This is a genomic window from Variovorax sp. P2_H12 (genome assembly GCF_056403395.1).
Genome location: NZ_JBFUFO010000060.1, coordinates 24,458 through 36,974, shown reverse-complemented (window position 1 = coordinate 36,974; position 12,517 = coordinate 24,458). Strand labels below are relative to the sequence as shown.

At 68.4% G+C, this 12,517-nt stretch carries 12 protein-coding genes and 1 pseudogene; 7 read left to right on the top strand and 6 right to left on the bottom strand.

The features are described from left to right. Positions 1-144: 144 nt before the first annotated feature. Together AC1DYK_RS32430 and AC1DYK_RS32425 are read left to right on the top strand one after the other, a co-directional pair. Positions 145-777 (top strand): hypothetical protein, encoded by a 633-nt coding sequence (locus tag AC1DYK_RS32430; protein ID WP_478170039.1) that lies wholly within the window; start codon positions 145-147, stop codon positions 775-777. Positions 778-862: 85 nt separating this feature from the next. Continuing rightward, entirely contained in the window at positions 863-1,936 is a 1,074-nt protein-coding gene (locus AC1DYK_RS32425; RefSeq protein WP_478170038.1) for a TAXI family TRAP transporter solute-binding subunit, read from the top strand. A 94-nt stretch (positions 1,937-2,030) separates the two neighbouring features. On the opposite strand, the gene AC1DYK_RS32420 is transcribed toward AC1DYK_RS32425, so the two are convergent. After that, positions 2,031-2,747 (bottom strand): GntR family transcriptional regulator, encoded by a 717-nt coding sequence (locus tag AC1DYK_RS32420; protein WP_478170037.1) that lies wholly within the window; start codon positions 2,745-2,747, stop codon positions 2,031-2,033. 58 nt (positions 2,748-2,805) lie between these two features. On the opposite strand from AC1DYK_RS32420, the pseudogene AC1DYK_RS32415 reads away from it, so the two are divergent. The 4 genes and pseudogenes from AC1DYK_RS32415 (at position 2,806) to AC1DYK_RS32400 (ending at position 7,734) form a co-directional block, all read left to right on the top strand. Continuing rightward, positions 2,806-4,373, top strand: a pseudogene (locus AC1DYK_RS32415) (thiamine pyrophosphate-binding protein). A gap of 44 nt (positions 4,374-4,417) precedes the next feature. After that, positions 4,418-5,395, top strand: coding sequence for a Bug family tripartite tricarboxylate transporter substrate binding protein (locus tag AC1DYK_RS32410; RefSeq protein WP_478170036.1), 978 nt, complete (start codon positions 4,418-4,420; stop codon positions 5,393-5,395). A gap of 4 nt (positions 5,396-5,399) precedes the next feature. Further along, the gene (locus AC1DYK_RS32405; protein ID WP_478170035.1) at positions 5,400-6,122 is read left to right on the top strand and encodes a VOC family protein; all 723 of its coding nucleotides are present in this window, start codon (positions 5,400-5,402) and stop codon (positions 6,120-6,122) included. A 178-nt stretch (positions 6,123-6,300) separates the two neighbouring features. Next, positions 6,301-7,734 (top strand): S1C family serine protease, encoded by a 1,434-nt coding sequence (locus tag AC1DYK_RS32400; RefSeq protein WP_478170034.1) that lies wholly within the window; start codon positions 6,301-6,303, stop codon positions 7,732-7,734. A gap of 117 nt (positions 7,735-7,851) precedes the next feature. Here AC1DYK_RS32400 and AC1DYK_RS32395 read toward each other — a convergent pair whose 3' ends face one another. The 5 genes from AC1DYK_RS32395 to AC1DYK_RS32375 form a co-directional block, all read right to left on the bottom strand. After that, entirely contained in the window at positions 7,852-8,835 is a 984-nt protein-coding gene (locus AC1DYK_RS32395) for a Bug family tripartite tricarboxylate transporter substrate binding protein (RefSeq protein WP_478170033.1), read from the bottom strand. 94 nt (positions 8,836-8,929) lie between these two features. Then, on the bottom strand, positions 8,930-9,616 hold the full coding sequence (locus AC1DYK_RS32390; protein ID WP_478170032.1) for an AroM family protein: 687 nt from the start codon (positions 9,614-9,616) through the stop codon (positions 8,930-8,932). Then, positions 9,613-10,542: a DUF1177 domain-containing protein gene (locus AC1DYK_RS32385; RefSeq protein ID WP_478170031.1), complete on the bottom strand. Its 930-nt coding sequence runs from the start codon at positions 10,540-10,542 to the stop codon at positions 9,613-9,615. Before AC1DYK_RS32385 ends, AC1DYK_RS32390 begins: the two co-directional genes overlap by 4 nt. A 3-nt stretch (positions 10,543-10,545) precedes the next feature. Beyond that, a complete protein-coding gene (pepE, locus tag AC1DYK_RS32380; protein ID WP_478170030.1) occupies positions 10,546-11,253 on the bottom strand; it encodes a dipeptidase PepE in 708 nt (235 codons plus the stop codon). A gap of 22 nt (positions 11,254-11,275) precedes the next feature. After that, positions 11,276-12,067: an IclR family transcriptional regulator gene (locus tag AC1DYK_RS32375; protein WP_478170029.1), complete on the bottom strand. Its 792-nt coding sequence runs from the start codon at positions 12,065-12,067 to the stop codon at positions 11,276-11,278. Between the two features lie 144 nt (positions 12,068-12,211). On the opposite strand from AC1DYK_RS32375, the gene AC1DYK_RS32370 reads away from it, so the two are divergent. Then, positions 12,212-12,445 carry a hypothetical protein gene (locus tag AC1DYK_RS32370; protein ID WP_478170028.1) on the top strand — a complete coding sequence of 78 codons (234 nt, stop codon included), beginning with the start codon at positions 12,212-12,214 and terminating at the stop codon, positions 12,443-12,445. The last annotated feature ends 72 nt before the right edge of the window (positions 12,446-12,517 follow it).

Genomic DNA, 12,517 nt, shown 5'->3' with positions numbered 1-12,517 from the left:
CGATGCGCTGCGATGCTGCAGGCCGGGAATCGGTTTTGCCCGTTCTGCTTCGAGGATCAGATGTCTACGCTCGAGGCCGACGATGCAAGACCGCCCCTCAAGCCCGGACGCGGCGTCCCTCCTGAAGATGAGACGCGGGCCCCCGTGGTCATCGACTTCGCGGACACCGTACAGGCAGATGCGGATGAAATCATCCACATCCCCGGCCCGACGGGCGCAGCGAACGAGGAAACGGATCTCGAAATCGGACGGGTCCGACCTGGCGCCTTGTGGCAAACGGACGTGCCGGGAGGCGGCGGCAAGGCGCGCTGGGCGGCGTGGTTCGCAACCCCCCGGCGCACGGTGGTCGCCATCGCGTCCGCTCTGGTGCTGATCGGGCTCGCTTCTCTGGGGCTCGAGCGCGCCTACTTCGACGATCAGAACGAGGCCGGCAGGGTGCGAGCGTTCAGGGCCGAGGTCGAGCGAGTGCAGGGCGCCTTGGACCGCGGCGACCTGGGTGCCGCGGAGCAGGGGCTCGCGGCACTCGATGCCGAGCATGCGGATGACCCGGGCGTTGAGGCGCTGAGGGAGGCCTTCGATCGGCGCGTGCAGGAACAAGCCGCCAGGCGTGAACCGCCTCCGGACGCCGCCCTGAAGTTGTCGCCGCCTGCCCCTGTCCCCTTGCTTCCCGAAGCGCCCGTGCCCGCCGTTTCCGCACCCGCCATCGGCAAGGCGGGATCGCAGGAGCAAGTGTGCAGCGATGCGCTTGCGGCGCTGGCCTTGTGTTCGAAGAAATAGGGAGAGAGAGTGCGAACCGGACAGTGAGCCGCAAGAATGAGCCAGGCATCACCTGGTGTGACCACCAACCTTCGATGGAGCCAGCATGCCTATCAGATCCCTGTTGACCGGACTGTTGTGGATGGCCTTCCTTGCGTGCGCGGCCGCGGCGCCTCGGGCGGAGTACAAGATCGTCACCGCATCGAAAACCGGCACCTACATCCAGATCGGCCGGGACCTTGCCACCTGGGTCGCCGAGCCCGCCGACATCGACCTCGAAGTCCTCGAGTCGAAGGGTTCGGCGGAGAACGTCCAGCGCATGCGCTTCGAGCCCGGCGTCAAGCTGGCCCTGGTGCAGTCCGACGTCTACCAGGCGTTTCTGGACGAGGCGAAGGCGGGCAACGCCGATGCCGGCAACATCATTCGTCCGTTGCGCCTCGTCATGCCGCTCTATGACGAAGAGATCTACTTCGTCGCCCGCGCCGACTCGCCGCTGAACAGCATCCACGAAATCAGGAACAAGGTGATCGGCGTCGGCCCGCTGGGCAGCGGCACGGCGCTGACGTCGAGAACGCTGTACCAGCTGATGTTCGGGGAGCCGCTGCCGACGGCCAACGCGCAGTACCTGAGCAACGAGGAGGCGCTGGCCAGACTCACGGTCGACAAGTCGATCGACGTCGCCATCATCGTGGCCGGACAGCCGGCCAAGCTGTTCTCGGACATGAAGGCCGAGGCGCGCAACTACATCAAGATCCTGAAGCTCGACGATGCGGCGCCGGAGACGGCGCGGGCGAAGAAGACCTACTTTCCTGCCGTGATCCGCGCCGCCAGCTATTCGACCTGGCTCAAGGCCGACGTGCCCACCCTGACCGTGAAGGCCTACCTGGTCACCTACGACTACGGACTGCAGTCGACGGTCGGAAACCTGGGCCGCTTTGCCGAGTCTCTTTGCCTCAATTTCGACAAGCTCCAGGCCAACGGTCATCCCAAGTGGAAGCAAGTGCGCCTGGAGCTCCCGGCCCTGAGCCAGGGGTGGCGCTACTACGCGCCCATGGAAAAGCGCATGCGCACCTGCATCGCCCGCCGGGCCGCCGTCGCTGCTTCGGCCGCCGTCCCGGCGCCGCCGCCAGCGCGGGCTTGCACGGAGCAGGAACTGGTGCTGGGTATCTGCAGGCGGTGAGTTGCGACGGATCTCGGCCACGCACCAATCGATCCGACCGCCTCCACTGTCCAGACGTCATTGCGCGCCGCTTGCCTGCAGCGGAAAACGGATCTCACGCTGCAGTCTCCGGCGGCAGGTAGATCTTCGCCAAGCCTTTGGCAATCGCGTCCACGATCTGCTCCTTGCGCAGCCCGATGTGCTCCTTGAGCACCTGCTGTGCCGTCGCCTCGTCGCGCGCCTGCAGGGCTTTCAGAATTTGCCGGTGCTCCTTCTGTGTCGCGTTGCGGCCCACGTTCTCCATGTCGATCCAGCGGATGAAGCGGATGCGCTCGTTGAGCACGCCCAGCATGCGGCGCAGTTCCTGGTTGCGCGCCATATCGGCGATGCGCAGGTGGAACCCCTCGTCCAGTTCCACCAACATTTCTACCGGCGCGTCCGACGGCGCCTTCTGGCTGGCGGCCAGGTAGGCCACGGCTTGGGCAAGGTCCGCGTCGGTGGCGCGCTGGATGGCCAGCGACAGGCAGGCGCTCTCGACGGCCACGCGGGCCTCGTAGAGGTCCAGCGTCTCTTGCACATCGAGCGGGCGGCGTACGAAGCCGCGCGTTGCCGGTAGCAAAAAGCCATCGTTCACCAGCCGGGTGAGGGCCTCGCGCACGGGGGTGCGACTCACGCCCAGGCGCTGGGCCAGCTCGATCTCGCTCAGGCGCTCGCCGGGCTTGAGCTGGTAGGAGATCGCCATGTCCCGCAGCGCCTCGAAAACGCCCGTGCCGCGCTCGCGGCGCGTCTTTGAAATCGGCGCGGATCCCCCGCGGCTGCTTGTGCTCTGCATGCTTTTAAGTATACTAAGTTGAGTTCTTAACTGATTCCAACCCGCTGGAGATTATCGAATGTCTTCCATGAACGGCGCCGACGCGATGGTGCGCATGTTGCAACTCAATGGCGTCAAGCACATCTTCGGACTGTGCGGCGACACCAGCCTGCCTTTCTACGACGCGCTGGCACGCCTTGACCATGGCATCGACCACGTGCTCACGCGCGACGAGCGCAGCGCTGCCTACATGGCCGACGCCTACGCCCGCGTCACGGGCAAGCCAGGCATCTGCGAAGGCCCCAGCGGCGGCGGCGCCACCTACCTGTTGCCGGGCCTGGTGGAAGCCAACGAGTCAGCCATTCCGGTGCTGGGGATCACCTCTGACGTGTCGGTGGGTGCGCGCGGCAAGTTTCCGCTGACCGAACTGGACCAGCAAGCGCTCTATCGGCCGTTGACCAAGTGGAACACCACCATTGACCGCGCGGACCAGATCCCGCACGCGGTGCGCAGCGCCTTCCGGGCCATGGTCACCGGCCGGGGGCGGGGGGGGCCGCCTGGGGGGGGGCCGCGCGCTGCCCGGTCATCGTGTGCGGCGGCGGCGTGGTCATCTCCGGCGCTCACGCCGAGCTGGAGGCGCTGGCCACGCAGCTCAACGCGCCCGTGTGCATCACCATCAGTGGCAGCGGCAGCCTGCCCAGCGGCCACCCGCTCAATGCCGGCGTGATCGGCACCAACGGCGGTGTGGAGGCCACGCGCGAGGTCATCGCCGAGGCCGACCTGGTGCTCTTCGTCGGCGCGCGGGCGGGGTCGACCACCACGGAGCACTGGAAGATGCCGGCACGCGAAGTCGCCATCGTGCATCTGGACATCGACCCCGCCACCATCGCCACCAACTACCGCACCGACGTGGCCCTGGTGGGCGATGCGCGCCTGGGCCTGGCGGCGCTTGCCGCCGCGGTGTGCGAGCGCATCGCACACCGGCCGGCCGATGCCGTCGACGGCCGAGCCCTCGTGGCGCGCAGCCGCATGCGGAAGCACGCCTTCTTCGCCGGCCTGGCGCGGTCCGGCGACCGCCCCATCAAACCTGAGCGAGTGGTGGATGCGCTGAACCGCTTGTTGCCCGCCAATGCCATCGTGGTGGCCGACCCGGGCACGCCGTGCCCGTACTTCGCGGCCTATTTCGACGCGCCGCAGGCCGGCCGCCACTTCATCACCAACCGCGCCCAGGGCGCGCTGGGCTTCTCCATGGCCGCCGGCGTCGGTGCCTCTTTCGGCAGGCCCGACGCCACGGTGGTCTCGGTCATGGGCGACGGCAGCTTCGGCTTCACCTGCGGCGAGATGGAAACGATCGTGCGTCGCGGCGTGCCGCTGAAGATGATCGTGTTCTCCAACTCCGTGTTCGGCTGGATCAAGGCCAGCCAGAAGACGGGCTACGACGAGCGCTACTACTCGGTGGATTTCAACCGAACCGACCACGCGCGCGTCGCCGAGGCTTTCGGCGTCAAGGCGTGGCGCGTGGAAGACCCGGCCGAGCTGGAATCGGCGCTGAAGGCGGCGCTGGCACACGACGGCCCCGCCTTGGTCGACGTGATCTCGCAACCGTTGCAAGACACGGCTGTGCCGGTCAGCCAGTGGATGGGCTGAGCAACAGCTATCGGAATTCACGAACCCTGAAAGGTCCACAGAAGATGCAGATCCAGTTCAATCGACGTCAGGCGCTGGTGGCCACGGCCGCTCTGGGCCTGTACGGTGGCGCTGCGGCGCAGTCCTCGGACGCGCCGCCACTGCACATGGTCATCACCTTTCCCCCCGGGGGCAGCACCGACATCGCGGCGCGCATCATGCAGCCCGAGCTCGAGAAGCGCCTGGGCCGCTCCGTGGTGGTCGAGAACAGGCCCGGCGCCGCAAGCCAGTTGGCCACCAACTACGTGGCCAAGTCAGCGCCCAATGGCAACACGGTGCTGGTGAGCTTCGACACGCACGCCATCAATCCCATCGCCAAGTCCAAGCTGCCCTATGACACCTTCAAGGACTTCGCCGGCATCACGCTGGCGGTACGCTTCCCGCTGGTGATTGGCGCCTCGAGCTCCGTGCCGGCCAAAGATCTGCGGGGCTTCATCGCCGCCGCGCGCAAGGAGCCCGCGCGCTACAGCTACGCCTCCACCGGCGTGGGCTCCATGAACCACCTGGTCATGGAAGACATCAAGCGCCGTGCCGGCATCTACGTGCTGCACGTGCCCTACAGCGGCGGAGGACCGGCGGTACAGGCCGTGCTGGGCGACGTCTCGCAGCTCACGCTTCTGAGCTACGCCGCGCTCAAGGGGCAGATTGCCGCCGGCAAGATCAAGCCGCTGGCCGTGACCGGCTCCAAGCGCCTGCCCGAGCTGCCCGACGTGCCCACCGTGGCCGAGTCCGGCTTCCCGGGCTTCGAGGCCTATTCGTGGATCGGCATCTTCGCCCCCGCGGGCACGCCGGCAGACAAGCTGGCCGCGCTCGGCGAGGGCTTCCGCGCCACGCTGCAAGCGCCCGAGGTCAACAGCAAGCTCACGCAGGCTGGCTTCGAGGTCCTTGCCACCGATGGCTCCGGCCTCGATCGGCACGCCCGTGCCGAGTACGAGCGCTGGAGCGCTTTCGTTCGCGAAACCCAGCTCAAGCTGGAGGAGTAGAGCCATGCCCATGACGCTGGACCACGTGGTGATTGCGGTGGCCTCGCTGGACCAGGCGGTGGCCGACTACCGGCGCGCCGGCTTCACCGTCATCGCTGGCGGCAAGCATCCGGGGCGCAACACCGCCAACGCGCTGATCGTGTTCGAGGACGGCAGCTACCTGGAGCTGATCGCCTATTCGGCGCCTTCGCCCGATGAGCGCTGGTGGCGCGTGCTCGATGCGGCGGGCGAGGGGCTGGTCGACTTTGCGCTGTTGCCGCATGACATCGATGCCGCCGTGGCCGACGCGCGCGAACGCGGCCTCGCCGAGCTGATTGCCGTTCCGGGTGCGCGGCAGCGGCCTGACGGTGTGCGCATCGCCTGGAGTTCGGCGCGGCAGCTGCAGCATGACCTGCCGTTTCTGTGTGCGGATCTCACGCCGAGGGAGCTTCGTGTGCCAGTGGGTGACGTTCGTCGCCATGCCAACGGTGCACGGGGCGTCGCCGTCGTGCACGTGGCGGTGCAGGACGTCGCGGCCAGCCTGGCGCGCTATCGCATGCTGCTGGGCCCGGATGCGGTGGCCGGCGGCGGCGTCCGGTTGGGAGGCTGCAAGGTCGAGCTCCAAGCCGAGCGGGGCAGGGCGCGTGGCGAAGGGCCCAGCGCGATCACGCTGGACGTTGACGCGCCACACAAGAGCCTGCAGTTCGATCCGATGCTGATGCACGGGGTTTCATTCCACCCGCGGTAGGCCTCGTCGCGATGGTCGGTCGAACCTGACGATGTCGCAGCGCCAGCGAAGTTGCGCCGACGGGCATAGGACTGTGGTATTTCGCTGACGCCGGAAGCACTTCCCAGGCCCGCGGTTGCGGGCCTGCGCGCAGCAGCCGTAACATCCTCAAGACAGGATCACGAGGGTGCGAGAGGGAATGTCACGAGGCAACTGGAAACGAGGGGTCGGCGCGGCCCTGTTGGCGCTGGGCTGCGGCCTGGGCGCCGCGCAGCAGTTGATCGAAATGTCGGACACGCCGCTCGATGCGGCGGAACTGTTCGACCGCGTCACGCCAAGCATCTGGGTCGTGTACGCCAGTGATGCGCAGGGTCGGCCGATCGCCTCGGGCAGCGCGGTCGTTATCGCAGCCGACACCTTGGTCACCAACTGCCACGTGGTGCGCGATGCGGCCCGCGTCGCCATCCGCCGCGGCGACACCCAGTTGACCGCGCAGCAGGCAGAGGCCGATCCCGAGCACGATCTTTGCCTCCTGCGGGTCGCAAGACTTCAGGCCCCCACCGTGCTGCTGGCGCCCGAATCCAGCCTGCGACCCGGGATGCGCGTCTATGCCGTTGGCGCGCCGCGCCGCCTTGAACAGACGATCAGCGATGGCTTGCTGTCCGGCTTGCGGCGCGCACCGGACGGCAGCCTGACCATGGTGCAGACCAGCGCCCCGATCTCGCCCGGATCCAGCGGCGGCGGGCTCTTCGATGCGCATGGCCGTCTGATCGGCATCACGACTTCTGGCCTGAAGGAGTCGCAGAACCTGAACTTCGCCGTTCCTTCCCGCTGGGTGGATGCACTCAGCCGCCGCGCGGGTCGCCTCGAATGGCAAGCGCGCATTGCTCCATTGGAGCCGCCGGCAGCCGTGCGCAAGGCTCCGGCTTCAATTGCGCAAGAGCCACGTCCAGGCGTCGGTAGCGAAGCCGCGCCCAAGGCCCCGGCCCCGCCGACGCCGAAAACCGCAATCCGGCCAGGCCCGGGGCCGGCCGATTCGCGGATCGCGCCGCCTGGCGATCACGGCCCATCGATCTCCGCCGCGCGCTGGTCGCAGATCGAGTATCTCCTGACGGATCGCCTGACCGGCATCACGCGCAAGATCGTCTACCGCGCGGATCCGGCCACCGAGGACTCGCTCAGCTACAACAACGGCGCCTGGGTGGAACGGCGTGACGGCGAGGTGATCGAAATCGCATCGCCGATCGCCGGCGAGTTCGATGCGGCCATGCCGCCCGGCGGCTGGATTCGCCCCGGCCGGATGCGGGAAGGGGACGAGTGGCGCGTGCAGTACATGGGCAAGTCAGCAGGTTCCAACTCCATCGAACTGCGGTTGGACGCACAGGTTGCGAACTCGGAATCACGGTTCGTCGCCGGAATGGAGCGGCGCCTGCTGCGCATCGACTACCGTGGCTACGTGATTCGCAAGACGGTCGCAGTCGGCGGCAGCCATGCAACCGGTGCCTACCGCGCCAGCGCATGGTGGTCGCCGGAGCTTTCCCGCGTGGTGCGGTTCACTGCCAACACGCGCGGTGGCGCCAGCGGGTCGGCCTTCTACATCGACGAGGAACTCGAACTCACGGCGATCCGCTGAGTCCAGCGTGCTTTGGCATGACGCCGCGCCAGGCGAGGTCGCGTTCATCCGCGCAGGGGCACTACGGCGCGATCGGGGCGCTGCCCCCTGCCATCGTCTCCACCGTGCCGCGGGCGATCATTCCGCCTTGATATTGGCCGCCTTGATCGTGGCGCTCCACTGGCGGCGATCGGCCTCGAGGAAGCTGGCGAACTTCGCCGAGTCCATGCCGACCACCGGCTGCGAACCCAGGCGCGCCATCTTTTCGACGGTGCCCGGCTGCTTGAGAACCTCCTGCAGCGCATCGTAGTAGGCATGCAGGATCGGTGCCGGCAGGCCCGCCGGCGCGAAGAAGCCCTGCCAGGTCGGCATGTCGAAGTTGGCCAGGCCCTGCTCCTGCAGCGTCGGCACGTTGGGCAGTTGCGGGGCGCGCTGGGCGCTGGTCACGCCGAGCGCCTTGACTTTGCCTTCGTTGGCGAGCTGCGCGGCGGTGGTGATGTTGTCCATCGTCATCACGATGTGGCCGCCCAGCAGGTCGGTGATCACCGGCGAGGCACCCTTGTAGGGCACGGCTTCCATCTTCACGCCCAGGCGATGCAGCATGGCTTCGGCGATCAGGTGGTTGGAGATGCCGACGCCGGCGATGCCGTAGCTGGCCGATGGCGTGCGGCTCACGTAGGCCTTGAATTCCTGCAGGTTGCTGGCGGGTACGTTGTTGTTGACGATCAGCACGTTGGGCTGCGAGGCCAGCATGGCGACGGGCTGGAAGCTGCCGGGCTTGTAGTTGGTGCCCTTGGGGTTGAGTTCGAAGGTGATGGCCATCGAACCGGCCGCGGCGATGCCGACGGTGTAGCCGTCGGCCGGCGCGCCTGCCAGGCGGGCGGCCATGATGTTGCCGCCCGCGCCGGGCACGTTGTCGACGATCACCGGCTGGCCCAGTTTCTGGCCCAGCGGCTCGGCGATCAGGCGTGCCAGCGTGTCGGCGGAGCCGCCGGGTGCGAAGCCGACCAGCAGCTTGACCGGGCGCTCGGGTTTCCAGGCGCCCTGGGCCGTCGCGGCGTAGAAGGGGAAGGCGGCGAGCAGCAGCGCGGCGCTGGCGATGAGGAGACGGCGGGAGGACATGGTGTGATTCCTAGATGAGAAGTTGAGCAGGGCTGGTGGGCCCGAAAACGGAAATATCTCTTCTTTTTTGGATGCGGAAGCTCGCGGACGCGCGTCAGGCCAGCAGCTGTGCCAGGGCCTGCGCGACGATGCCGTTGGACAGCAGCGTGGGCCGGCCGGAAGCGCGGGCGACGGCGGCGCGCATCGGCTCGGTGTAGCCCATGCAGTGCATGACGATGAAGTCGCAGCCGCCCAGCGCCTTGCCGGCGCGCTCGAACGCGGCCTCGGCACGCGCGGCATCACGCTCGTAGGGTGAGGCATGGTCGATGTGCACCTCGCAGGGCATGGGATGCGCCAGGGGCAGGGTGCCGGTCTGCGCGGGCAGCGGCACCAGCACGCCCACGCGCGTGGCATGGCGCGCCAGTGCCGCCATCATCTGGTCGACCACCCGTTGCGGCTCGACGACGAGGGTTCGCAGGCGCGGCAGCGCGGTGCCCGTGCACAGGGGCACCAGCAGGTCGTAGCCGGCGCCGTCGGCTTGGCGCATGACATCGGCCAGCCGGGCCTCGGTGGCATCCTTGTCGAGCTCGATGGAGCCACCGTCGCGCAGGCGGGTGACGAAGCGGTGATGGCCGCCGCCTTCGTGCGGTGCCAGCGCGGCGCGCGCGGCGGCGTCCAGCGCGTCGAGCGCGCCGAATTCGTCCACCCGCACGTGGCTGCCCAGCATGGCGGTCATCGCCGGAACGATGTCGATGCGCGGCGATTCGCCGATGGTGAAGAAGGCGATCCTGCGCGTGCTCATGCCGCGGCGCCTTGTTCGCGACCCACGGTCTGCAGGTGGGCCATCGAACCATAGCGGGCCTGCAGCTGCGCCCAGTGCGCCTCGTTGAAGAACGGCAGCGCCCCCTGGCCGAAGAGCTTGGCGATCTCGATGCAGAAACGCATGGCCACGTCCGCGTCCCAGGCGTTGGTGACGCCGGTGGCGCAGCCGGGCACGGTGGTCTGCGCCGTGAGCGCCACGCCCACCACGGGCGCGGGGGTGACGATGGTAGGCTGCATGAGCGAGTTGACGTGCGGCAGGCCGTTTTCGTAGGGCGTGATGTCCTGCGTGGTCAGCGGCAGGGTCACCGGCAACTGCCCGCTGACCCAGCCCATGACGTCGAGCATGAGGTCGGGAATCGGCAGCAGCCAGCCTTCCTTGGCGACCGGCGTGAGGGCCACGCCGCGCTGGTTGACCAGCCGGTTGCCGCGCGTCGTGTCCACCGACAGGATGGCGTCCATGCGGGGGCTGACCTCGTGCGCCATCATTTCGCGCATCGGGAAGGGCGAGCGCATCATCGGCACCGGATGGTGCGGCCGGGTGCTGGCGCGCGGGCAGATGTGGGTGTGGATGTGCACGCTGGCCGGCAGGGGGTCGCCACGCTGAGTCATGTCCAGGATCTTGGCCGCCGCCGCCAGCACCACCACCGCGCCGTCGCTGTCGGACACCAGGCCCGACACCGTCGGACGTGCGCCGATGCCGCCCAGGCGGCCGACCAGCCCCAGGCGCGGYGCCGCGAGGTCGGCGCCGGGAATCTCGATGGACAGGAAGTCGGTGGCCGCGTCGCCGCGCTCCAGGCGGGTGACCTCGATCCGGCATTCGCCGAGTGGGCGCAGGTGCTGCGCGACGGCCTCGCCGGTGACATGGGCCGAAGACAGCAATTCGATGATCTCGTTGACGTGTTTCATGGGCTATCGGGGAAGGATGAACGGGCCGGCGGGCATCAGGCGAGGCGCCTCGGCACCCAGGAAAAGGCTGCTGGACACCTCGCCCAGCAGCGTGGCGTCGCGGCCCTGCACACGCAGTCCGCAGCCTTCGGGCAGGCCCAGCACCGCCGTCGTGGGGTGGAGCGTGGTGAACTCGCCCACACGCTGCCGGCGTGTCTCGCCGCGGTGGCCCGGTGGGTGAGCGTCGGTGTAGTGCGCGTTGATCTGGAACGGCACCAGGCCGAGCGCGTCCAGGCCGCCCGGGTCGGTCACCGGCATGTCGTTGGTGGTTCGGATGGTCGGGCAGGCGACGTTGGAGCCCGCGCTCCAGCCCAGGTAGGACGCCTCGCCGCTGCGCACGCGCTCGGCGAGCGGAGCGAGCAGGCCGCGCGTGCGCAGGTGGCCGAGCAGCGCGAAGGTGTTGCCGCCACCGACCAGGATCAGGCGTGCCGCTCGCACCGCCGCCACGCCGTCGGCCTCGCGGTGCACCGAGCGCACCGTCAGCCCGAGCGGCGCGAGGGCGGTGGCGACCAGGGCTTCGTAGTCGTCCCAGCCGCGCGTCACCCCCGCGAAGGGGACCAGCAGCGCTTCGGTCGTGGGGGCCTGGGCCGCGGCCCAATCGCGGATCCAGGGCAGGGCGTGCGTGAGATAGCCCGCGTCGCTGGTGGAGTTGCTGAGAAGCAGGAGATTCATGGAACGTTGCAAGGTTGTGGGATCACGGGGCGTCGGCATCGCCTGCGGGCAGCCAGACCGGGTCGCCGATACGGCGACCCAACGTGCCGACCGCATCGAGTACCAGACGCCGCCACGCCTGCGTCTGCGCGGTGTCCGCCTGCCGCCCCGCCGCGAACGACAGGCACAGGCCGCGCAGTTCGCCGTCGCGCGGATTGCGCACCGCCGCAGCGATGGCGCCGATGCCGGGCATCGCGCTGTCCACGACCATGGCGTGCCGCACATGCCGGACCTGTGTCAGGCACTGCATCAGCGCGCCGACGTCGGCCAGGCCCGACTGCCCGGTGGCCGGCAGTGGCATTGCGGTGTCGGTGCCATAGAGCGCGCCGATCTCGGCCGGCGTCAATCGGGAGAGCAGGGCGCGGCCCATGGCGGTTCCGGGCGCCGCGCGGCGCGAGCCGGGCGAAGACAGCACCTGCACCGGCGTGTCGCCGTTCAGGCGTTGAAGCACCACCGTCTCCGCGCCGTTGAGCGCGGAGAGATAAGCGGTCAGGCCGCTCTCGGACGAGATCTGCAGCAGCGTTTCGCGGCAGGCGTCGTCCAGCGGCGTCGCGGCATAGGCCGTGCGGGCCGCGCGGCCGAGCAGTGCACCCGGGCGATAGCGCCGGCTGTTGGCGTGCTGGTCGAGCAGGCCGTAGCGCGTCATCTGGTTGAGCAGGTGCGAGGCAGAACTCTTGGGCAGGTCCAGGCGGGCGGCGGCCTCGGTGAAGCTGAGGTCGTCGGTGCCTTCCGCGAAAAGCAGAAGCACGCGCTGGACGTTACCGAGAATACTCATGGTTGTTCGATAAAATGGAACTCAAGTTCGGCTTTTTCGTAATCGTATCAGGGATGCACGTTCGACGCGAGGGGGCGGCCACGCTCTCCGGCCTACGACCTCGTGCCCGCACCTGTGGTCAGTCTGGAGAGGCGCGACCTGGCCTTGACCGTCGGCGACTACGGTCGCACGGCCAGCATCTACAACCTCCTGTCGCAGGCGGGGCGTTTCGGTTTGTCGGCGGAAGAGGCGCGCGGGCAAATCGATCGACTCGTCAATGTCGTCCAGCATTGGCGCGACGGCTTCCTCGCCTGCGGCGTGTCGGCCAAGGACATCGACTACATCGCTCCGGCCATCCTGCCCGACCGCTTCTTCTTCGAAAGGCATCCCGAAGCGTGAGGAGCGATGTCGGTTTGGGTTCTGTGGCGCCAAGACGAGGTTGGACGCATGGATGAAACCTGCATCAGGGTC

Coding starts and splice junctions, on each gene's coding strand:
- AC1DYK_RS32425 (WP_478170038.1), top strand. CDS start 863: ATGCCTATCAGATCCCTGTTGACCGGACTGTTGTGGATGGCCTTCCTT.
- AC1DYK_RS32420 (WP_478170037.1), bottom strand. CDS start 2,747: ATGCAGAGCACAAGCAGCCGCGGGGGATCCGCGCCGATTTCAAAGACG.
- AC1DYK_RS32410 (WP_478170036.1), top strand. CDS start 4,418: ATGCAGATCCAGTTCAATCGACGTCAGGCGCTGGTGGCCACGGCCGCT.
- AC1DYK_RS32405 (WP_478170035.1), top strand. CDS start 5,400: ATGCCCATGACGCTGGACCACGTGGTGATTGCGGTGGCCTCGCTGGAC.
- AC1DYK_RS32400 (WP_478170034.1), top strand. CDS start 6,301: ATGTCACGAGGCAACTGGAAACGAGGGGTCGGCGCGGCCCTGTTGGCG.
- AC1DYK_RS32395 (WP_478170033.1), bottom strand. CDS start 8,835: ATGTCCTCCCGCCGTCTCCTCATCGCCAGCGCCGCGCTGCTGCTCGCC.
- AC1DYK_RS32390 (WP_478170032.1), bottom strand. CDS start 9,616: ATGAGCACGCGCAGGATCGCCTTCTTCACCATCGGCGAATCGCCGCGC.
- pepE (WP_478170030.1), bottom strand. CDS start 11,253: ATGAATCTCCTGCTTCTCAGCAACTCCACCAGCGACGCGGGCTATCTC.
- AC1DYK_RS32375 (WP_478170029.1), bottom strand. CDS start 12,067: ATGAGTATTCTCGGTAACGTCCAGCGCGTGCTTCTGCTTTTCGCGGAA.